At 69.2% G+C, this 20320-nt stretch carries 25 protein-coding genes; 9 read left to right on the top strand and 16 right to left on the bottom strand.

Translation table 11 applies throughout. From position 1 onward, the window contains the following. Positions 1–76 precede the first annotated feature (76 nt). Positions 77–556, top strand: a complete 480-nt coding sequence (locus ACO2RJ_RS13835) for a MarR family winged helix-turn-helix transcriptional regulator (protein ID WP_423268584.1) — start codon at positions 77–79, stop codon at positions 554–556. An 11-nt stretch (positions 557–567) separates the two neighbouring features. On the opposite strand, the gene ACO2RJ_RS13840 is transcribed toward ACO2RJ_RS13835, so the two are convergent. From ACO2RJ_RS13840 to ACO2RJ_RS13850, 3 genes are all read right to left on the bottom strand, one after another. After that, positions 568–1362 carry a GNAT family N-acetyltransferase gene (locus ACO2RJ_RS13840; protein ID WP_423268585.1) on the bottom strand — a complete coding sequence of 265 codons (795 nt, stop codon included), beginning with the start codon at positions 1360–1362 and terminating at the stop codon, positions 568–570. 28 nt (positions 1363–1390) lie between these two features. Continuing rightward, a complete protein-coding gene (locus ACO2RJ_RS13845; RefSeq protein ID WP_423268586.1) occupies positions 1391–1795 on the bottom strand; it encodes a hypothetical protein in 405 nt (134 codons plus the stop codon). A gap of 93 nt (positions 1796–1888) precedes the next feature. Then, positions 1889–2458, bottom strand: coding sequence for a type 1 glutamine amidotransferase domain-containing protein (locus ACO2RJ_RS13850; RefSeq protein WP_423268587.1), 570 nt, complete (start codon positions 2456–2458; stop codon positions 1889–1891). A gap of 159 nt (positions 2459–2617) precedes the next feature. Here ACO2RJ_RS13850 and ACO2RJ_RS13855 point away from each other — a divergent pair, with 159 nt between their 5' ends. Continuing rightward, entirely contained in the window at positions 2618–3802 is a 1185-nt protein-coding gene (locus ACO2RJ_RS13855; protein WP_423268588.1) for a pyridoxal phosphate-dependent aminotransferase, read from the top strand. A gap of 221 nt (positions 3803–4023) precedes the next feature. Here ACO2RJ_RS13855 and ACO2RJ_RS13860 read toward each other — a convergent pair whose 3' ends face one another. The 7 genes from ACO2RJ_RS13860 to pyk all read right to left on the bottom strand — a co-directional run bounded on the left by ACO2RJ_RS13860 (position 4024) and on the right by pyk (position 8970). Then, positions 4024–4308, bottom strand: a complete 285-nt coding sequence (locus ACO2RJ_RS13860; protein WP_423268589.1) for a DUF2934 domain-containing protein — start codon at positions 4306–4308, stop codon at positions 4024–4026. Positions 4309–4373: 65 nt separating this feature from the next. After that, positions 4374–5243 (bottom strand): tellurite resistance TerB family protein, encoded by an 870-nt coding sequence (locus tag ACO2RJ_RS13865; RefSeq protein ID WP_423268590.1) that lies wholly within the window; start codon positions 5241–5243, stop codon positions 4374–4376. A 70-nt stretch (positions 5244–5313) separates the two neighbouring features. Continuing rightward, the gene (gene eda / locus ACO2RJ_RS13870; protein WP_423268591.1) at positions 5314–5973 is read right to left on the bottom strand and encodes a bifunctional 4-hydroxy-2-oxoglutarate aldolase/2-dehydro-3-deoxy-phosphogluconate aldolase; all 660 of its coding nucleotides are present in this window, start codon (positions 5971–5973) and stop codon (positions 5314–5316) included. Between the two features lie 114 nt (positions 5974–6087). After that, positions 6088–6489, bottom strand: coding sequence for a hypothetical protein (locus ACO2RJ_RS13875; protein ID WP_423268592.1), 402 nt, complete (start codon positions 6487–6489; stop codon positions 6088–6090). A gap of 124 nt (positions 6490–6613) precedes the next feature. After that, positions 6614–6739: a hypothetical protein gene (locus ACO2RJ_RS13880; RefSeq protein WP_423268593.1), complete on the bottom strand. Its 126-nt coding sequence runs from the start codon at positions 6737–6739 to the stop codon at positions 6614–6616. A 505-nt stretch (positions 6740–7244) separates the two neighbouring features. Continuing rightward, positions 7245–7406 (bottom strand): hypothetical protein, encoded by a 162-nt coding sequence (locus tag ACO2RJ_RS13885; protein WP_423268594.1) that lies wholly within the window; start codon positions 7404–7406, stop codon positions 7245–7247. Between the two features lie 151 nt (positions 7407–7557). Continuing rightward, positions 7558–8970: a pyruvate kinase gene (pyk, locus tag ACO2RJ_RS13890; RefSeq protein ID WP_423268595.1), complete on the bottom strand. Its 1413-nt coding sequence runs from the start codon at positions 8968–8970 to the stop codon at positions 7558–7560. A 434-nt stretch (positions 8971–9404) separates the two neighbouring features. On the opposite strand from pyk, the gene ACO2RJ_RS13895 reads away from it, so the two are divergent. After that, complete coding sequence (locus ACO2RJ_RS13895; RefSeq protein WP_423268596.1) at positions 9405–10373, top strand: 2-hydroxyacid dehydrogenase; 969 nt, start codon at positions 9405–9407, stop codon at positions 10371–10373. 9 nt (positions 10374–10382) lie between these two features. On the opposite strand, the gene ripB is transcribed toward ACO2RJ_RS13895, so the two are convergent. Next, complete coding sequence (gene ripB / locus ACO2RJ_RS13900) at positions 10383–10910, bottom strand: (R)-specific enoyl-CoA hydratase RipB/Ich (RefSeq protein WP_423268597.1); 528 nt, start codon at positions 10908–10910, stop codon at positions 10383–10385. A gap of 376 nt (positions 10911–11286) precedes the next feature. Between ripB and ACO2RJ_RS13905 the strand changes: the two genes are divergently transcribed. From ACO2RJ_RS13905 to ACO2RJ_RS13915, 3 genes are read left to right on the top strand one after another with little or no spacing between them, the layout of a single operon-like run. Further along, entirely contained in the window at positions 11287–11793 is a 507-nt protein-coding gene (locus ACO2RJ_RS13905) for a (2Fe-2S)-binding protein (protein ID WP_423268598.1), read from the top strand. After that, on the top strand, positions 11790–14063 hold the full coding sequence (locus ACO2RJ_RS13910; RefSeq protein WP_423268599.1) for a molybdopterin cofactor-binding domain-containing protein: 2274 nt from the start codon (positions 11790–11792) through the stop codon (positions 14061–14063). Before ACO2RJ_RS13905 ends, ACO2RJ_RS13910 begins: the two co-directional genes overlap by 4 nt. Before the next feature lie 2 nt (positions 14064–14065). Further along, positions 14066–15370, top strand: a complete 1305-nt coding sequence (locus ACO2RJ_RS13915) for a c-type cytochrome (RefSeq protein WP_423268600.1) — start codon at positions 14066–14068, stop codon at positions 15368–15370. 192 nt (positions 15371–15562) lie between these two features. Here the strand turns inward: ACO2RJ_RS13915 and ACO2RJ_RS13920 are convergent, their stop codons facing one another. Next, a complete protein-coding gene (locus ACO2RJ_RS13920) occupies positions 15563–16033 on the bottom strand; it encodes a MarR family winged helix-turn-helix transcriptional regulator (protein WP_423268601.1) in 471 nt (156 codons plus the stop codon). Between the two features lie 81 nt (positions 16034–16114). Between ACO2RJ_RS13920 and ACO2RJ_RS13925 the strand changes: the two genes are divergently transcribed. The 3 genes from ACO2RJ_RS13925 (at position 16115) to ACO2RJ_RS13935 (ending at position 17540) form a co-directional block, all read left to right on the top strand. After that, positions 16115–16570 carry a hypothetical protein gene (locus ACO2RJ_RS13925; RefSeq protein WP_423268602.1) on the top strand — a complete coding sequence of 152 codons (456 nt, stop codon included), beginning with the start codon at positions 16115–16117 and terminating at the stop codon, positions 16568–16570. A gap of 17 nt (positions 16571–16587) precedes the next feature. Beyond that, positions 16588–16959 (top strand): antibiotic biosynthesis monooxygenase family protein, encoded by a 372-nt coding sequence (locus ACO2RJ_RS13930; RefSeq protein ID WP_423268603.1) that lies wholly within the window; start codon positions 16588–16590, stop codon positions 16957–16959. Positions 16960–17057: 98 nt separating this feature from the next. Further along, positions 17058–17540: a recombinase family protein gene (locus ACO2RJ_RS13935; RefSeq protein ID WP_423268983.1), complete on the top strand. Its 483-nt coding sequence runs from the start codon at positions 17058–17060 to the stop codon at positions 17538–17540. Between the two features lie 22 nt (positions 17541–17562). On the opposite strand, the gene ACO2RJ_RS13940 is transcribed toward ACO2RJ_RS13935, so the two are convergent. Genes ACO2RJ_RS13940 through ACO2RJ_RS13955 form a run of 4 tightly spaced genes read right to left on the bottom strand, consistent with a single transcriptional unit; the run spans position 17563 to position 20317 of the window. After that, on the bottom strand, positions 17563–18417 hold the full coding sequence (locus ACO2RJ_RS13940; protein WP_423268604.1) for an urease accessory protein UreD: 855 nt from the start codon (positions 18415–18417) through the stop codon (positions 17563–17565). Position 18418: 1 nt separating this feature from the next. Then, the gene (gene ureG, locus ACO2RJ_RS13945; protein WP_423268984.1) at positions 18419–19033 is read right to left on the bottom strand and encodes an urease accessory protein UreG; all 615 of its coding nucleotides are present in this window, start codon (positions 19031–19033) and stop codon (positions 18419–18421) included. 29 nt (positions 19034–19062) lie between these two features. After that, on the bottom strand, positions 19063–19839 hold the full coding sequence (locus ACO2RJ_RS13950) for an urease accessory protein UreF (RefSeq protein ID WP_423268605.1): 777 nt from the start codon (positions 19837–19839) through the stop codon (positions 19063–19065). Beyond that, positions 19784–20317 carry a hypothetical protein gene (locus ACO2RJ_RS13955; RefSeq protein WP_423268606.1) on the bottom strand — a complete coding sequence of 178 codons (534 nt, stop codon included), beginning with the start codon at positions 20315–20317 and terminating at the stop codon, positions 19784–19786. Before ACO2RJ_RS13955 ends, ACO2RJ_RS13950 begins: the two co-directional genes overlap by 56 nt. Positions 20318–20320 lie beyond the last annotated feature (3 nt).

The following is a 20320-nucleotide window of genomic DNA, read 5'->3' on the forward strand; positions in this document are numbered from 1 at the left end:
TCGACATACCGTCATACGAACAACATATGCTTTGTCGGCAAGGCGAATACGCCGCCGGGTTGGGGGGAGCATGCGCATGAAAAGTCCCTATACGAAGAGCGTCGGCTACGAGCTGCTGCACGCCGCCCGGCTTCACCGGGTGCGCAGCGCGCAGCTGCTGACGGAGATCGGGCTGTTTCCCGGCCAGGAACAGGTGCTGACGCTGCTCGCGGCCGAGAACGGCCGCACCATGAGCGAGCTCGCAGCCGAACTGCGCGTGCGGCCGCCGACGGCGTCGAAGACCGTCGCCCGCCTCGCCGCGCAGGGGCTCGTCGAGCGCCGCACCTCCAACGGAGACGGCCGCATGGTGCGCGTCGAGCTCACCGACGAGGGCAGGCGCCGCGCCGCCGCGGTCGAGGACATCTGGCAGACGCTGGAGCGCGAGGCGGTCGACGATCTCGACGGCAAGGACAAAAAGCGGCTCCGCAAGCTGCTCCGCAAGATCGGGCGCAACGTCACGACCAGGCTCGGCGGGACCACGCCCGAGGCCGACATCGACGACGAGCCGGACGAATAGGCCCCCGCGGGCTACAGGGCTTTGCGGATGTCGGCGAGGGCGCGCTTCTGGCGGCCGTCGGCGTCGAAATTGCCGGGCGCCAGCCAGGCCTCCATCGCCGCCTTCACGCGCGGCCACTCATCGTCGACGATCGCGAACCAGGCTGTGTCGCGGCTGCGGCCCTTGACGATCATGTGCTTTGAAAAGATCCCCTCGAAGCGGAAGCCGAGGCGCAGCGCCGCGGCCCGGGAGGGCGCGTTGAGCGCGTCGCATTTCCACTCGTAGCGGCGGTAGCCGAGCGTGTCGAAGGCGTGGGACGCCATCAGCAGCATCGCCTCCGTCGCCGCCGCCGTGCGGGCGAGCGAGGGCGCGAACAGGATCGAGCCGACCTCGACGACGCGATGCGCAGGCTCGATGCGCATGTAGGAGGCGCGCCCGACGGTCCGCCCGCTCGCCCGGTCGCGGATTGCGAGGATCGCGACGTCCTTCGAGGCCTTCGCGGCCTCGAGTTCGGCGGTGAGCTGGCTTTCGTCGGCGTAAGGACCGGTGAAGAGATAGGCGAAGAGCCGCTCGTTCTGCGGGCCGGAGGTCGCGGCGAACAGGTCGGCGGCGTCCCGGCCCGGCTCGACCGGTCCGAGGCGCACATGCCGACCCTCGAGCGTCACGGCCTCGGGGCGCGGACAGGGGCCGCCGGCGACGACCGGCCCGCGCGGCAGGGCGTCAGGGGCTTGGAGTCCGGGTGCGGTCGTCATGGCAGCCTCGCCGAGCACGGTGTCGACGCCGTCCATCGCCGTCGCGCCGTCTCCCGTCCAGCCATTTTTCGTCATGGGGTCGATCAGATCCGCATGGGGTCGATCAGATCGGCTGCATCGGCGACCAGCCGAGCCCGGGCGCGAAGCGCGATACCTGCTTATCCTTGCCCTGCGCTGGGAAGGCGATCCAGGCCGTGCCGTCGGCCGGGCAGCCGGCGAGGAAGCTCAGGCCGAAGAACTGCCCCTTGCCGCTCGCGTCGGTGCCGCTCGCCTTGACCACGGTTTTCAGATGCGCGCGGACATGCGCCGCGCCCTGCAGCGCGACCTGCTTGCGGATCTCGGCGACCAGCGGTTTGGCGCACCGGTCGACCTGGGGGTGAAGCACGACCGTCACCTCGACATTCGAGCGACCGGCCTTGGTCGCCACCACGAAGGTTTTCGGCGCGGCGAGCGCCGGCGACGCCGACAGCGCGACGGCGAGCGCCGCAACGATTGGTCCGTTCCGCATGGGTCCGAGCTCCCTGTGCACCTGCCTCTCGCACGCAAAAACGGCGGGCTTGCGCCCGCCGTTCGATAAGTGCGTCGGAAGCGGCGCCTGTCGTCAGGCGGCGCGCCTCTGGCCCGGATGCCGGCCTTCCGCGAATTCCTCGATGATCTTCGCGTTGAAGGCCGGGATGTCGTCGGGCTTGCGGCTCGTGACGAGGCCCTGATCGACCACGACCGGCTCGTCCGAGACGATCGCGCCGGCGTTCGCGAGGTCGATCTGGACGGCCTGCCACGCCGTCATCTTGCGGCCCTTCACCAGCGCTGCGCTGATCAGCACCTGCGGCCCATGGCAGATCGCGGCGACCGGCTTGCCGGCGTCGAAGAACGCCTTGGCGAAGGCTTTCGCCTTGTCGTCGATGCGCAGCGCGTCGGGATTGAACAGCCCGCCGGGAATGAGCAGCCCGTCGAAGGCGCCGGCGTCGGCGCTTGCGAGATCCTGGTCGACCGGCACCTGGTCGCCCGGCTTGTCGTGCTTGAAGCCCTGGATGGCGCCGCTCTTCGGGCTTACGACCGTCACGGTCGCGCCGGCCTCCTTCAGCGCCTTCACGGGTTCGGTCAGCTCCACCTGCTCGAAGCCGTCGGTGGCCAGAACTGCGATCTTGCGTCCGTCGAGACGGTTGGTCATGTCGTTCTCCTCAATTGTCTCGAGCCGAGGGAGCGTCGCGCCGTTCGGCTGCGCGCCCGCCGGGGGTCGCATCGCGACCCGGCTCTCCTCGAATCGAACACTTGCCGCAGCGGATGGTTCCACGTTCTTTGGGGCGGCCACGGCCAAACGGAGACCCCCATGCTGAAGACCGTCGACGCCTTCGACCGGATCGGGGAGGAGAACGCCTTCGCCGTGCTCGCCCGCGCGACCAAGCTCGCGGGCGAAGGCCGCGACATCGTCAATCTCGGCATCGGCCAGCCGGATTTTCCGACGCCGGAGCATGTCGTGGAGGCGGCGGTGAAGGCGCTCCGGGACGGCCATCACGGCTACACGCCCTCGACGGGCATCCTGCCCTTGCGCGAGGCGGTGGCGCGCGACCTTCACCGGCGGTTCGGCGTCGAGGTCGACCCCGACCTCGTGATGATCGTGCCCGGCGGCAAGGTCACGATGTACGCCGCGATCCGCCTGTTCGGAGAGCCCGGCGTCGACATCCTCTATCCGGACCCCGGCTTTCCCATCTACCGTTCGATGATCGAGCACACCGGCGCCAACCCGATCCCGGTGCCGATCCGCGAGGAGAACGGCTTCGCCTTCTCGGCGGACGAGACGCTGGCGCTGATCACGCCGAAGACGCGGCTCTTGATCATCAACTCGCCGGCGAACCCGACCGGCGGCGTCACGCCGGCCGACGAGATCGAGAAGCTCGTCAAGGGCCTCGCAGCCTTCCCCGACGTCGCGATCCTGTCCGACGAGATCTACGACCAGCTGATCTTCGACGGGCTGGAGCACCGCACGCTGCTCGCCTATCCCGAAATCCGCGACCGGCTGATCGTGCTGAACGGGTGGTCGAAGACCTACGCCATGACGGGCTGGCGCCTTGGCTGGTCGGTCTGGCCGAAGGCGCTGTACGACGACGTCCGCAAGCTCGCGGTCAACGCCTGGTCCTGCGTGAACGCGTCCGCGCAATATGCCGGGATCGCCGCGCTCGACGGCCCGCAGGACGCCGTCGCGCATATGCGCGCCGAATTCGACAAACGCCGCAAGCTGGTGACGGAGGGGCTGAACGCGCTGCCGGGCGTGTCGGCGGCGACGCCGAAGGGCGCCTTCTACGCCTTCCCGAACGTCAAGGAGACCGGCTGGAAGGCCAAGGCGCTCGCCTCCGCGCTGCTGGAGGAGGCAGGCGTCGCGATCATCGGCGGCCCGGATTTCGGAATTCTCGGCGAGGGCTATGTCCGGCTGTCCTACGCCAATTCGGCCGAGAACATCGAACGCGCGCTCCAGCGGATGAAGCGGTTCCTGGAGGAGCGCAAGCCGGCGGCGTAGGACGCGAGAAACGTCTTCCCGGCGGCCGACAGCCTATCTGGACAGGTTCTCCGACGGGCGAATGAAACGCCGCGTCGTCCTCCGGCTTGACCGGAGGACCCATGCCGGGCGTCGCGCTCGGCGTCCGGCATGGATGGTCCGGTCAAGCCGGACCATGACGAAGTTCTAGGGGATCCCGGGCGTGCTGCGCTTACGCGCCGCCCGGGACCACGCTCAACCCGTCAGGGCGTCGGGTCCTTGTCGCCCTGGTCGCGCTGGAGGCCGGGGAACTCGCCGAGATTGTCCTGAAGGCTCGCCTCCTCGACATAGCGGCCGCGCTCGGCGTCGGTGACGATCCCGTCGGCGAGCGGGTTCGGCTCGAGCCCGGCCTTGGGGTTCGACTCCATCGCCGCGAGCTCCTTGGCGCGCTCGAGGAAGTCCTCTTCGCGGCCCTTCGGCGAGCCGGCGTCGACCCAGAGCTTGCGGGCGCGCTCTCGGAGCTTGGGGGTGACGACCGTTTCGGACATGAGAAAGCCTCTCGCTCACTGTGTGGCCCGAACCGACGCCGGCCCGGGATCGTTCCGATCGGCCCTCAGGCGGCCGAGACGCCCGACTGCTTCGCCTGCGCCGCGGTCGCCTCGAGATGGGCGACGAGCGGAGCGCCGAGGCCGAGCTTGTCGGCGAAGGTCTTCAGGAAGGCCTGCTCGGCTTGGGTGTCGGGGTCGGCCGTCAGACGGGCGGCGAGCCACACCTCCGAGGCGAGCTCGGGGCCGCGCGCCTCGGCGGCTATGGCGTCGAGATCGTCCGGCTTGCCCAGATATTGCAGAAGGAAGCCCTGTTCGTCGTCGCCGGCGCCCGAGGCCTTCAGCGCCTCACGGATCTTCGCGATCTCCTCGCCGTCGATATGGCCGTCCGCGCGGGCGGCGGCGATCATCGCGCGCACCAGGAGAAGACCGAGCTGCTCCTCCTCCGCCGGCGAGGAGGGCGAGAACGGCGAGTCCGGAGGCGGCGGCGAGACCGGCACGGGTTCGGCGCGCGGCAGCGGCTGCGGGGCGGACGCCTGCCCGCCGCCGGCCGCCTGCTGGCTCGCCTGATGGTTCTGCCACGCCTTGTAGGCGAGGCCGCCGAGGATCGCGAGGCCGCCGAGCTTCATGGCCGAGCCGGAGATCGGCAGAGACTTCTTGCCCTTGCCCATCAGGATCGATGCGAGGCCGCCCGCGAGCGCGCCGCCGGCGAGGCCCCCGATACCACCCAGGCCGCCCAAAGCGCCGCCGGAGCCGCCCTTGGCCCCGCCGCCGAGCTGGTTGAGAAGATCGCCGAATCCGCCGCCGTCCGATCCGCGCGTGGCGGGCTCCTGCCGGGTGGGCGCGCCCGGGCCGCCCATGCGCGACAGCGCGCCGCCGAGACCGCCTGAGGCGTTCGAGCCAAGGAACTGATCGAGGATCTTCTTGGCGTCGATCATGTCGGGGTCTCCGGCAGGTCAGGAAATGGGACGACGCCGGACGTAGTGCCGAAGCAGGGCTGCTGCAAGATCAGGCGCCGGGCCGCGCCTTCAGTCCGGAGGCTTCCTTGGCGAGCGCCGTGACCTTCGCCCAGTCCCCCGCCTCGAGTGCGGCCTCCGGCGTCACCCATGAGCCGCCGACGCAGACCACGTTGCGGAGCGCGAGATAGTCGGGCGCGTTTTTCAGGTCGATGCCCCCGGTGGGGCAGAAATGCAGGCCCGGCAGCGGCGCGACGAGCGATTTCAGGAAAGCCGGCCCGCCGGCGGGCCCTGCGGGAAAGAACTTGGCGAAGGTCGCGCCGCGCTCGGCGAGCTGCATCGCCTCCGAGACGGTGGATACGCCGGGAAGGTAGGGAATCGGCGCCTCGCTGCCCGCGGCCATCAGCCGGGAGCTCGAGCCGGGACTGACGAGGAAGGCCGCGCCGGCGACGATCGCGTCCTGGACATGCTCGGGCTCGAGCACGGTGCCAGCGCCGACGGTGACGCCGTCGACCTCGTCGACGATCGCCTTCAGCGCCTCGAGCGCCTGGCGGGTGCGCATGGTGACTTCGAGCACGGTCAGCCCGCCGTCGCGCAACGCCTTCGCGCAAGCGAGGCCCGTCTTGACGTCATGGAAGGTCAGGACCGGAATGACGGGCGCCTGAGACAGGATCGCGGCGAGGCGTTCGGTCTTGGCCAGCGTGAATGACATGAGCGGCTCCTCGCGGACGACGGGACGTGCGGACGTCCCATCGCGCCGCGCGGCGCCTAGGTCAAGCGCCGGGCCGCGTCGCGCCCTGCGCGCGCGGACCGCCGCCGCTCGACGTCAGCGCGTCGGAGAGCCGCCGAGACAGCCGCCCGCAGCCGTGTTTCCGAGCGTGCCGTCCGGGCAATGAACGGTGCGGCCGTGGACTTCCGAATCCGTCGTGCCGGTCGACTGGCCGCCGGTCGTGTCGCCGCGGGCGTGCGTTCCGCCGCCTGACGACGCGCCGGTCGACTGGTCCGAGCGGACCGATGGCGACGACCGCGAGACCGAGGGCATGCCGGCCGCGGAGCCGGACCCGCCTGCGCCGACCGAGGACCCGCTCGTCCCCGAGCCGCCGCCCGCCGACCCGCCGGACGAGCTTCCGCCCGATCCGCCGCCGCTCTGCGCGGAGGCCGCGCCAAGGGCCGCGACGAGCGCTAGCGTCGCCAGCGACGGGATGCCGATTGCGCGCATCATCGACATGTCACTCTCCCTGCTTCCGGCGGCTTGCGGGCCGCGCGTCACGCCGTCGGGATGGCGGCGCTTATCCCGTGAGCCGCGCCCGGCTGCTCCGAACCGCGGGGGACCGGGCGGGGAGGAGGCCGCGTCACGCCGCGAGAAGCGTCGCGGCGATCCAGAGCCCGAAGCCCCAGACGGCGGCCAGACGCAGCGTGGCGGCGCAATCCGCGCGCGCGACCAGCGATCGGGCGTTCGCCCGCGAACGGTCGACCATGTCGGTGTCCTTTCCGGATCAGGTGCGGCGTATGCCGTCCGCCTCGCGTGAAACGTCCCCGCGCGCCGCCGGTTCCGGCGCCGCGCGATGAACAGCGCCGGGCAACGGGATCGCCGGCGCAAGCCAAGGCGTGATCTGAGCTGAAAGCGCGCCGGCGGAGCCGTCCGAGTTCGGATGACGGTCTTCGCGGCGGGAGGGCGCTTACGACCGGGGCTGCGATCGGCGCGGGGCGGGCTGCAGGAACATGGCGTTCCAGCACATCATCTGGGTCATCCAGAACGCGAACGGCGTACCAACAAGCGGATGCACGGTTTATCGCTCCTCAGTCGCTCGCGCGGCGGACGCTCCGGTCGAACCGGGGGTCTGCGGACGCGGCTTGCTTCAGGTGAGGAGCGAACCGCCGGACCTGGGAAAGAGTTCCGGGCTCACGACCAAAGTACGACCGGTCCGGTCAGCCCTGAACGCCTTAGCTGATCTGTCCGCGCGGCTGGTTTCGCCTGCGCCGTCAGCGCAGCCCGAGCCCCACGAGCGCGACGACCACGAGGGGCGCGGCGACGAGGGCTGCGATGGCGAAGGACAGCGCGCCCTGGCTCGCCGCGGCGCGAAGGGTGCGCAGCGCGTCCTCGCCGCCGACGGCCTGCGCGCTGATTTCGACGAGCTTGTCCATGACCGACCCTCACGCGCCCGTCGCGGCCGCATCCAGGGGATCGGGCGTGACGAGCGTCAAGTCGGCAAGCAAGCAAAACGGCCGCTTTCCGTCATCCGCGATTCTACGTATGCGGGCGGCGTTAACGAAAAAATAACCACGATTCGGGGCGTCAGAGCTGGACCACGCGCAGATTGTTCGTCGTGCCGGCGACCGCGAAGGGAATGCCGCAGACCACGACGATGAGGTCGGCCCGTTTCGCGAAGCCTTCCGCGATCGCGCAGGCGCCCGCCTTTTCGACCATGTCGTCATAGGTCCTGACCACGTCGGACAGCACGCTGTGGGCGCCCCAGAGCAGGCTGAGGCGGCGCGCCGTCGCGACCTCGGTCGTCATGGCGAGGATCGGGATCGGCGGCCGCTTGCGCGCGATGCGCGCAGCGGTTGTGCCGCTCGAGGTGAAGGCGACGATCGCGGGCGCCCCGATCGCCTCGGCGAGATCGGCCGCGGCGGCGGCCACCGCGTGCGGCGGGGTGGTTTCGACGTCGGGCTCCGTCGCCTTGATGATCTGCGGGTAGAGCTTGTGGCGCTCGGTGGAGCTGATGATGCGCGCCATCATCTCGACGGTCTCGCGCGGATAGGCGCCGGTCGCGGATTCCGCGGAGAGCATCACGGCGTCCGCGCCGTCATAGATCGCGGTGGCGACGTCGGAGGCCTCGGCACGGGTGGGCGTCGGGGCGGCGACCATCGAATCGAGCATCTGGGTCGCGACGATCACCGGCTTCACGGCGAGCCGGCAGGCGCGGATCAGCTCCTTCTGGCGGCCGGGCACGTCCTCATGCGGGATCTCGACGCCGAGATCGCCGCGCGCGACCATGATGGCGTCGGACAGGCGGATGATCTCCTCGATGTGGTCGAGCGCGGCCGGCTTCTCGATCTTCGACATGACGCCGGCGCGGTCGCCGATGAGGCCGCGCGCCTCCAGCACGTCGGACGCCCGCTGCACGAAGGACAGGGCGACCCAGTCGACGCCGAGCTCCAGCCCGAAGGCGAGGTCGGCGCGGTCCTTCTCCGTCAGCGGCGACAAATCGAGCACCGTGCCCGGCAGGTTGACGCCCTTGCGGTTCGAGATCACGCCGCCGACCAGCACTTCGGCCTCGATCCGTTCAGCGCCGGGCGAGGTCACGCGCACCCGCACCCGGCCGTCGTCGATCAGCAACTGGTGGCCGGGCTCGACGGCCGCGAAGATCTCCGGATGCCGCAGCGGGATCTGGTCCTTCTCGCCGGAGCCGCCATTGAGCGTGAAGGCGATCTTGTCGCCCGGCGCCACCACGAGCCCGCCGTCTCTCACGACGCCGACGCGGATCTTGGGGCCCTGCAGGTCCTGCAGAATGCCGATCGGGCGGCCGGTCTCGGCCTCGAGCGCCCGGATCGCGGCGTGGACCCGGGCGTGGTCCTCCTGCACGCCGTGGCTGAAGTTCAGGCGGAACGTGTCGACGCCCGCCTCGAACAGCGCCTTCAGCATCTGGGGCGACGAGCTCGCGGGACCGACGGTCGCGACGATCTTGGCGCGGCGTAGACGACGCATGGGCGTTCGGCCTTTCGGCCGCCTCTCGTTGGGGCTGGCCTGCGACGTTACGCGGACCGCTCGTTAGGCCGTCGATGGCGAAGGCTGAACGTAGCCCCCCTCGCGCGACCGCGGCATTACGGATGTTGCCGATTGGTGGCGATGGTAGGGTGCCCCGCGACACGACGGAGGATCAACCTGTGGCGATCTACGTTCTGATCATATTGATAAGCGGATACCAGAGCCTCGCCGTGACGACCGTAGAATTCGAGACTCGAAACGCATGCCTTGCCGCGGCCCGAGCGTTCACAACGAAGGTTCAAGGGGCAGATCCCGACAACAAAGTTGTGGCCACCTGCGCCGCAAAGCGGTGAATCCTGCTCCAACCGCGACTGGGCATTGGCCGCACAAAGATGGCATGCGGCTCGTGAAACTTACCGAAGATCGATAGGCCGATGCCGTCCAGCGAACCCGAACCCGTGCTGTGCCTCGGACCGTTCATGCCGGGCGTCGAGGAGCGGCTGTCGCGCCGCTTCGCCGTGCTGCCGGCGACGCCCGAGACGCTTGACGCCATCATCGCGGAGCATGGCGCGGCGATCCGGGCCATGACGACGCGTGGCCACGGGCCGACGGACGCTACGCTGATGGACCGGCTGCCCAGGCTCGAGCTGATCGCGACCTTCGCCGTCGGCTACGACACGATCGACGTCGCGGCCGCGAAGGCGCGCGGGATCGTCGTCACCAACACGCCGGACGTGCTGACCGACGAGGTCGCCGACCTGACCGTCGGGCTCACCCTCGCCACCATCCGCGAACTGCCGCAGGCCGACCGCTTTCTGCGCGCCGGGGCCTGGCCAAAGGGAGCCTATCCGCTGACCGCCTCGCTGCGCGACCGGTCGATCGGGATCGTCGGCATGGGCCGCATCGGGCAGGCGATCGCCGCCCGGCTGAAGCCGTTCGGACGGCCGATCGCCTATCACGCGCGCCGCAAGGTGAAGGGCCTCGACTACGAGCATTTTCCCGATCTGACCGCGCTCGCGGCGGCGGTCGACGTGCTGATCGTGATCCTTCCCGGAGGACCGGCGACGCGCGGCGTGATCGACGCCGGAGTGTTGCAGGCGCTCGGTCCGCGAGGCGTGCTGATCAACGTCGCGCGCGGCTCGGTGGTCGACGAACCGGCGCTGATCGCGGCGCTCAAGACCGGGACGATCGCGGCTGCCGGCCTCGACGTGTTCGCGCAGGAGCCGGACGTCCCGGCGGAGCTGATCCAGATGGGGAACGTCGTGCTGCTGCCCCATGTCGGCTCCGGCACCCATGTCACCCGCGCAGCGATGGCCGACCTCGCGATGCGGAACGTGGAATCGTGGTTCGACGGCCGGGGCCCCGTCACCCCCGTGCCGGAGACGCCGTGGCCGCGGGACTGAACGCTCGCCTCAATATCCCGCGGCGTCTTCGGGAGAGTGGCCGCGGCGGTAGACCAGCATGGTGCGCTCGAAGCTCATGACCTCGACGCCGTCCTGGTTCACCCCGCGCGTCGAGACCGTCACGATCCCCTGCGTCGGGCGGCTCTTCGATTCCCGTTTCGAGAGCACCGTGCTCTCCGCATAGAGCGTGTCGCCGGCGAACACCGGCGCGGTCGCTCGGACCTTGTCCCAGCCGAGATTGGCGACGACCTTGGCGGAGACGGTGCGCACGCTCATCCCCGTCAGCAGCGCGAGCGTGAAGGTCGAGTCGACCAGGAGCTTCCGCCACTCCGTCTTGTCGGCGTAGGCGGCGTCGAAATGGACCGGCTGCGTGTTCATCGTGAGCAGCGTGAACCAGACATTGTCGACGTCGAGCAACGTGCGCCCCGGCCGGTGCTCATAGACGTCGCCGGGCTCGAAATCCTCCCAATAGAGACCGGAGATCTCGCGGAAGCGGCGCTCCCCGACCGATTTGTAGGCGGGCAAGGGTTCGGTCATGGCGGTCTCTCCCCAACGGGTCGTCCTGAGCGGGAAGGGTCATGCACCCGGACGCCGGGCGCATCAAATGCCCGGACGCGGCGGCGGGCCGCGGAAGCGCGGTCAAGAGGCCGCCGGGCAGCCGGCTGCCTTGCAGAATTGCATGATGCGCTTCGAGTTTGTCTGGTTCTAAGGTGGCGCATGACACCGCGTAAGGCGTGGCGACGCGCGTCGCCGGCCTGTCGGCCCCGTTGAGGGGCCGCGCGGGGCGCGTCGCGGCGCAGGGGCCGGACCGGCCGGGCTTTGAGAAAGTCTGGCCGTCGCGAGCCCGGCAAGCGGCGCGTCTTCGATTTGGGCGCGTCCGGCGGGCGCCCCGAAAGCGGGAGCGCTTCGGACCATGATCTCCATCAACGTCAATGGCGAGGACCGGCAGGTCGACGCGCCCGAGGACATGCCGCTGCTGTGGGCGCTGCGCGACCTGCTCGGCATGAACGGCACCAAATTCGGCTGCGGGATCGCGCAATGCGGGGCCTGCACGGTGCATGTCGACGGCCAGGCGGTGCGCTCCTGCGTGCTCCCCGTCGGATCGCTGGACGGCGCGAAGGTCGTCACCATCGAGGCGCTCGGCCAGACGGAGGTCGGCCGGAAGGTGCAGGGCGCCTGGCTCGACATCGAGGTCGTGCAGTGCGGCTACTGCCAGTCCGGCCAGATCATGAGCGCGGCGGCGCTGCTCGCGCACACGCCGAACCCGACCGACACGCAGATCGACGAGGCGATGGCGGGCAACATCTGCCGCTGCGGCACCTATGTCCGCATCCGGCAGGCGATCAAGCAGGCCGCGACCGGCGAGAAGGTCGCGATGCAGACCATCCCGAACGCGCCCGCCGGGGAGGTCGTGCGATGAGCGCCTTCGCTCCCTCCCGCCGCGCCGTGCTGCAGACCGGCGGCGGCTTCACCCTCGCCTTCCTGTTCGGCGCCGGCGCCGCGAAGGCGCAGGACGCCTCCCCCCTCGCCAAGCTCGAGGCCGCGGCCGCGGCGAAGGACGGAAACCCCGCTTTCGCGCCGAACGCCTTCATTCGCATCGACAAGGAGGGCCCGGTTCGCCTCGTCATCCCGAACGTCGAGATGGGTCAGGGCATCTATTCGACCGAGGCCGCGCTGATCGCCGAAGAGCTCGAGGTCGGGCTGGGCCAGGTCGTCGTCGAGCACGCGCCGCCGGTGGAGGAGCTCTACCAGACGCCGATCTTCAAGTCGCAGATCACCGGCGGCTCGACCAGCGTGCGCGCCTTCTACACGGGCCTGCGCGAGGTCGGCGCGGCCGCCCGGACCATGCTCGTCGGCGCCGCCGCCGAGCAATGGGGCGTCGATCCCGCGAGCTGCAAAGCGGAGAAGGGCGTCGTCACGCACGCGGAAAGCGGCCGCTCCGCCACCTACAACGAGCTCGCCGAAGCCGCCGCGAAGCAGACGCCGCCGGGCAAGGTCGCGCTCAAGGACCCGAAGGACTTCAAGCTGCTCGGCACGCCGTTCCGGCGCGTCGACACCGCCGAGAAGGTCGACGGCCGCATGCCCTTCGGCATCGACGTCTCCGTGCCGGGCATGCAAGTGGCGACGCTCGCGCTCTGCCCGCATGTCGGCGGCGCGGTGAAGACGCTCGACGAGGCCGCGGCGAAGAAGGTCGCCGGCGTCAGGGACGTCATCCGGATCGACGGCGGCGTCGCGGTGTCGGGCGCGCATTTCTGGGCCGCCAAGACGGGGCTCGAGGCGCTCGCCGTGGAGTGGGACGCAGGCCCCCACGCCGACTTCTCGACCGAAAGCCTGTTCAAGGCGATGGACGAGACCTCGCTCACCGGCAAGACGCTGGTCGCCTCGGCCGAGGGCGACGTCGGCAAGCCGGGGAAGAAGGTCGAGGCGATCTACAGGATGCCCATGCTGGCGCACGCCGCCATGGAGCCGCTCAACGCGATCGTCCATGTCCGTCCCGACGCCTGCGAGATCTGGGTCGGCACGCAGGTGCCGACCCGCGCGGTGGCGGTCGCGGCCAAGATCACGGGCCTGCGCGAGGACCAGGTCATCCTCCACAACCACTATCTCGGCGGCGGCTTCGGCCGCAGGCTCGAGACGGATTCGATCGAGACGGCCGTGAAGTTCGCAAAGCAGGTCCCCTACCCGCTCAAGCTGGTCTGGACGCGCGAGGAGGACATGCAGCACGACGTGCCGCGGCCGGCCTATCTCGACCGGATGTCGGCGACGCTCGGCGACGACGGCCTGCCGATCGTCTTCACCGACAAGGTGACGGGGGCTTCCGTCGCGGCGCGCTGGGCGCCGGTCATCCTGCGCAAGGACGGCTTCGACTCCGACACCACGGAATGCGCGGCCGAGCTCGTCTATCACGTGCCGAACACCAAGGTGGAATGGGCGCCCTTCCAGATGCCGGAGGCGCTGCCGATCGGCTGGTGGCGCGGCGTCGGGCCGACGCACAACCTGTTCACCGTCGAGAGCTTCTTCGACGAGCTCGCCCATGAGGCGAAGCAGGACCCGGCCGACTATCGCCGCAAGCTGCTCGCGAAGAACCCGCGCGCCCTCGGCACGCTGGAGGCGGCCGCCAAGGCGATCGGCTGGGGCGAAAAGCTCGGCCCCCGCAAGGGCCGCGGCGTCGCGACCGGCGCGCCGTTCGGCTCTTTCGTGACCGCGATCGTCGAGGTCGAGGTGTCGCCGCAGGGCGAGGTGAAGATCACCAAGGCCTCGGCCGCCGTCGACTGCGGGCTGGTGATGAACCCGAACACCGTCGAGGCGCAGATCCAGGGCGGCCTGGTGTTCGGCTGGACCATGGCGCTCTACGGCGACCTCACTTACGCCAACGGCGCGGCCGAGCAGAGCAACTTCAACGACTACCGCATGATGCGGATCAACGAGGTCCCGCACATCGAGGTCGCGCTGATCAAGTCCGCGGAGTCGCCTGGCGGCATCGGCGAGGTCGGCACCGCGATCGCGGCGCCGGCGCTGACGAACGCGATCTTCGCCGCGACCGGCGTGCGGATCCGCACGCTCCCGATCGACCGCAAGCTGCTGATCGAAAACAAGGACGCGGAGAAGAAGACGCTGACCGAGCGGGAGCCCTCGCCGCCGACGCCGCGTGACGTCGCTTCGGCCGCCGCTCCCGCCGGGGGCGCGTGATCATGAAGGCGCTTCTCAAGCTGGTCGCGGCGCTCGGCGCCATCGTGATCGTCGGCGCGGCCGGCTTCGCGGGCTGGCGCTTCGTCACGAGCGACGGCGAGGTCAGGGCCGCCGACGTCACGCCGACGCCCGAACTCGTCGAACGCGGCAAATATCTGACAGCCGCCGCGGACTGCGCGGCCTGCCACACCACGCCCGGCGGCAAGCCGTTCGCCGGCGGCGTGGCGTTCAAACTGCCCTTCGGCGTGCTCTATTCGACGAACATCACCCCGGACAAGGCGACCGGCATCGGCGACTGGTCCGACGACGACTTCGTCCGCGCGCTGCACAAGGGCGTCGCCAAGGACGGCTCGAACCTCTACCCGGCCTTCCCCTACACCTCCTACACCGGCCTGACGCGCGACGACGCGGTCGCGATCAAGGCCTATCTGTTCAGCCTCGCCGCGGAGAACGCGCCGGCGAAGGAGAACGACCTCGTCTTCCCGTTCAACCAGCGCTGGGCGATGAAGGTCTGGAACGTCGCCTTCCTCGACCAGAAGCGCTTCCGGCCGGATCCGGAGCTGAACGAGGCCGAGAACCGCGGCGCCTATCTCGCGACCGCGCTCGGCCATTGCGGCGAATGCCACACGCCGCGCAACGCCGCCTTCGCGCTGTCGGGCAAGGAGTTCGCCGGGACCGAGATCCGCGGCTGGCGCGCTTACAACATCACGCCCGACAAGACGGTCGGCATCGGCGACTGGAGCGACGAGCAGATCGCGAGCTACCTCGCGACCGGCCACGCCGAGGGCCGCGGCGCGGCGTCCGGCCCGATGGCCGAAGTCATCGCGAACAGCACGAAGTTCCTGACGAAGGAGGACATCGCGGCGATGGTCGCCTATCTCCGCAAGGTCGAGCCGCGCGTCAGCGACGACGGCGTGACGGTGGCCAAGGCGCCGGACTCGATGCTGAGCTCGAGCGCATGGGCGGCGGCGCCCAGCGGAGCGGAAGGCGGCCTCGGCGCCCGCATCTTCCAGGGCGCCTGCGCGAGCTGCCACCAGTGGAACGGCAAGGGCCAGCAGACCCCTTACGCCGCGCTCGCCGGCACACGGGCGGTGAACGATCCGGAGGGCGTGAACCTCGTGCAGGTCATGCTGGAGGGCTCGGACCTCCGCGCCGTGCATCAGGCGGCCTGGATGCCGAAATTCGGCGCGGCCTACACCGACGCCGAGCTCGCCGCGGTCGCGAACTACGTCATCCAGCATTTCGGCGGCAAGCCGGGCCAGGTGACGCCGGAGAAGGTCGCGAAGCGCCGCGAGGCCGGCGGCTAGAGCGGGGCCGACATCGACGATTCCGTGTGGATTTGTAAGAGAAATTCACACGGGCGCGCAGTAATCGTTGATTGCGTAAGGGCACTTCGCCCGCCACCATGAATACATCTTTTCTACCGTCCTCGGCGAGGGTTTGGCAGGCGCGGCTGACTCACGTCCGCGACTATCAAGCGGATAATCTCCATTATGAAACTACTCGTCGTCTGCGGCGATTGTTTCGAGCTTAGTCCGTAGAGCGGACAGGACGCGCTGCGCGGCCTCAATCTCGTCGGCGGGCAAGCCTTCCGCCAAAAGCTCTACAAGCGGATTATAGAGCTCAATGGCGGCCTCGTAAGTTTGCTGCCCTTTGGAAGTCAGAACGACAAGTTGCGCCCGCTTATGGTGCGGATTCGGCTCGAAGGCCACGAGCCCGTCGCCCATCAGGTCATTGACGATGCGCTGCACGTTCTGGCGGTTTGCACCCAGATCACGCGCCAGCCATGCCACAGGCTGCGGCCGGTCGGCCTGAACGATCGCCCCTAAAATCTGCCAACGGGCACTGGTGAGGCCAAGCGGCGACACAAGGCGGTCGCCCCATGCGAGCGTCAGATTGTTCGCTCGAAACATGGTCAGGAGCAGTTCCGTCAACGCTTCGGCTTTCGGCCTCCCGGTCGGTCTTGCCATATTGTCATCCTACACCCATATTGACATCATGATGTCATTTATGGTTCTTGGTGACACTACTCCAGCCAAGGCGGCCCGGCCATGAAAAAGCTGATCCATCCCATTGCGGGCGCGGTTGCGATCCTGACGATTGCCACCTTCTGGCTCTCGACCGCTTTCAGCGAATTAAGCGGCTCGTATGAGGCGGTCGCCACCGTCAAAACGGCGATTCCTTGGGGATTCCTGCTTCTCGTTCCCGCTCTCGCCGCAGCGGGCGGCACGGGCTTCTCACTGGCAAAAGGCCGTAAAGGTGGGCTGATTGGCGCCAAGCTAAAACGCATGCCTTTTATTGCTGCTATTGGGGTGTTGGTCTTGATCCCGTCCGCGCTGTTCCTTGCCTTCAAGGCTAAAGCGGGGGAGTTCGACACAGCGTTCTATGGGGTGCAGGCGCTCGAACTGTTCGCAGGGGCGGCGAACCTCACCCTGCTCGGCCTCAATATGCGGGACGGCTTCAAAATGACTGGCCGGTTTAAGCGTCGGCCTGTCTCCACTCGGTAACCAGAAAGGACTAATACATGCCCAAGTTCCTAGAAATGGACCCCGCCGTAACGATCGCAGCTCAAATGGGCGAGGAGGGCGGCGGGCCTGTAGTCTTGATAAATACGTTTGTCGTTCCCCCAGAGGATGCCGACAAGCTGCTTGCGGCATGGACCAGTGACGCTGCCATAATGAAGCGGCAGGCGGGCTTTATCTCGACCCAGCTTCACAGGGGGATTGCTGGGAGCGGAGTGTTTTTGAATTACGCCGTCTGGCAGTCGGTCGCGCACTTTCGTGCTGCGTTCAGCAATCCCGAGTTTCAAGCGCAGCTTGGAGCCTATCCAGACAGCGCCACGGCAACCCCGCATCTTTTCCGCAAGGTTGAGGTAGAAGGTATTTGTGTTGCCTGAGCAGTAAGCGGTGCAACAATCTTAAATTGATGCACCGCATTTTTAGGTCAATCTCTGCAATCGGCTGGGCGGCGCAAAAGTCCGGTGCAAATGTGGGCATGATTGGTTATGCCCGCGTCAGTACGTCAGGCCAGACCCTCGCCGCCCAGATCGGGCAGCTGGAGGCCGCGGGATGTACAGCCATCTTTCAGGAAACGGCACCAGGATCGCGTCGCAATAGAGCGCAGCTCGAAAAGGAGCGCGGGCCTCGCCCCGGGAGGCGTTCGCACTCCCGCCGCAGCCGTCGTTGCGGGCTTGTCTTGGAACCCATTTCCTCCGCATGTCGAAGGGCTTGGCGCCGGCGGCGGGAATGGATCCCGGGACAGGCCCGGGATGACGGCGAGGATATTTCGAGCCACCTGCGCGGGAGCCGCGGATCGCCTCGCGGGGCGGCGTTCGCTCCCGCAGCCGTCGTTCCGGGCTTGTCCCGGAACCCATTTCCTCCGCGTGTCGAAGGGCTTGGCGCCGGCGGCGGGAATGGATCCCGGGACAGGCCCGGGATGACGGTCGAGGATATGTCGCCCAAACCGTCACCCGCATGAAGGCGGGCATCACGGCTGGGGCTCAGCACTTCCGGATTGCGCGCGCCGCCTTGCCGGCGATCGCGGGGCGGGCGACCTGCCAGGCGCGGAAGATCGCCTCGTGGCACGCCCAGGCCTCCGCGGCGAGGATGCGGCAGACGATGGCGTCGCCGTTGCGGGTCGCCCCGCTCGCGGTGACGCCGTCCCCGCCGAGCCGCTCCTCGATCTCCGCCTCGAGCCCGTCCGCAAGGCCGGGCGCGTGCAGGATGACGGTCGCCGAATGCGTCGCGCCGTCCCACAGCCTGCGCAGCGCGCCGACCTCCTCGCCCTCGCAGATCAGCCGGTCCGTCAGGACCGGTCGGCCCGCGACCAGCACCTCGAATTCCGAGAACAGATCGTCGAAGGCGAAAGCCTCGCCCGCCCCGTAATGGATGCGGCCGGCGGCGACGACGTCGGTCGCGAACAGCCGCGACGTCGGCTGCAGCTCGATCCGCGTGCGGCGCTCGACGCGCGAGCGGGCGAAGGGGATCGACTCGTCCGGGCAGTACTCCAGCAGCGCGCCGGCGCCGACCTTGAGGGTGACGAGCTCGCGCGAGGTCGCGCCGTCCGGACATTTGTAGAACTTGCTCGCAGCCGTGGTCGTGATCAGCGTGCGCGTGTCCGGCTCGAGCGTGGCGTGCAGCTCCGCCGCGTCGCCCTCGACGAAGCCGCCGCCGCTGTTGATCAGCAGCAGGAAGGGCTGGTCGTCATGATCCTGATAGTGGCAGCCCTGCCACTGATAGGGGATGCGCCAGGACTTCGGGTCGACCTCGGTGCGGCCGTTGCGGCGGACCGCGTGCAGGTTCATCAGCGCGTGCTTGCCGACGATCCAGTCGGGCTGGGGCAGGACGACGTCCATGTCAGGCGGCCTCCTCGAACAGCACGTCGCGCTCGATCCAGCCGACGACCTCGTCGAGTCCCTTGCCGCTCTTCATGTCGGTGAAGAAATAGGGCTTGCCCGGCCGCATGCGCTTGGCGTCGCGGTCCATCACGCCGAGGTCGGAGCCGACATATTGCGCGATGTCGATCTTGTTGATGATCAGCAGCGGCGAGCGCGTGATGCCGGGGCCACCTTTGCGCGGGATCTTCTCGCCCTCGCCGACGTCGATGACGTAGATGTGGCTGTCGGCGAGCTCGGGGCTGAAGGTCGCGGCGAGGTTGTCGCCGCCGCTCTCGATGAAAATGACGTCGAGGTCGGGGAAGCGCTTCGTCAGCGTGTCGACCGCGACCATGTTCATCGAGACGTCCTCGCGGATCGCCGTGTGCGGGCAGCCGCCGGTCTCGACGCCGACGACGCGCGACGGATCGATCGCGCCGCTCTTCGCCACGAACTCCGCGTCCTCGCGGGTGAAGATGTCGTTGGTGATGACCGCGATCGAGAGGCGCGGGCCCATCGCCCGGCAGAGCTGGACGAGCAGCGCCGTCTTCCCCGAGCCTACGGGGCCGCCGATGCCGATCCGGATGGGCTTTCGCATCATCGAACTCCTTCTACTGGGGTGAGGCGTCAGGAAATGCACAGACGGGTGGGCAGCCGCTCGTGGCGCATCGCGGCGGCGTCGAGCGCGGCGTAGGTCGAGCACATGCGCTCCGGCGGCCGCGCGCGCGCGATCGCGGCGCATTCGTCGATCAGCGGGCCTGCCGCCGCGATCATGCGCTGCGCGTCGACCTGGCCGAGCGGCACGAGCCGCTGCGTGACCGCCACGAGATTGGAGAACCCGCTCCAGAGATAGCTCGTCACCGTCTCGGCCTCGCCGAGCGCAAGGCCGGCGCCGGCGATCCCGTAGACGACGGCGTGGTGGCCGGCGCAGCGTCCGTCCTCCATCATCGCCTGATAGCGGCGCATGCCCTCGAGCTCGAAGATGTCGCGGCCCGCGGCGAGCAGCGCCTTTCCGGTCATGACGGAGGCCGCGCGCGTCTCGCGGGCGAGCTTCAGCGCGTCGAGCCCGGCGTCGAGCGCGGCCAGCGTCTCCACGTCGCCGTCGAGGGCGGCGCGGTAGCTGCCGGCGACCGCGACCGCGTCGCAGGTCGCGAGCCCGAAGCGCAGCCAGTCGCGGCAGCGGCGCTCGGCCTCGGCCGCGTCCGCGACGGCGCCGGAGAAGATCCAGGTTTCGAAGCCGCAGGAATGGGTGAAGGCGCCGGTCGGAAACGAGGCGTTGGTCAGCTGCAGCAGCGCGAGCAGCTGGTCGCCGCCATTGCCGCGCGGACGAAACGCCGAGGCTGCGGACTTATCCGTGGCCGTCGGCCGCTTCGCCATGGCCGTGCTGATGGTCGCCGTGATCATGGGGATGATGGCCGTGGTCGGTGTCGTGATGATGGTGCGCCCCCGCCGCCCCGAAGCGACGGCCGACGAAGGGCCGCGTCACCTCCTCGACCGCGACGTCGAGGCCGCGCAGCATCTGGAGCACCATGGGATCGCGCGGGGTGAGAATCCCCTCCGCGAGGAAACGGGCGGGCCGGTGGAGGTTTCCGAGCTGGTAGCAGGCGGCGCGCCACTCGACGTCGTTCCCGCGCGGCGTCAGCCAGAGCAACTTCTCGGCGGCGGCGCGCACGACCACCGCGAGCGCGCCCTCGCGCAACAACACGTCGCCGTCCTGCAGCTCGGTCCCGCGCGGCAGGGACACCCGGACCTGCCGGCCGCCCAGCGTCCGGGCCGAGAAATGCGGGCTGGCGCGCTCCTCCGACGTCAGCTCCAGCGCGTCGACGACGGCGGGCTCCGGGCCGTCGGCGAGAGGCTTCGCGAGCTCCGTTATGACCGCCATGCC

Source organism: Hansschlegelia sp. KR7-227, from assembly GCF_049446035.1.
GTDB lineage: Bacteria > Pseudomonadota > Alphaproteobacteria > Rhizobiales > Methylopilaceae > Methylopila.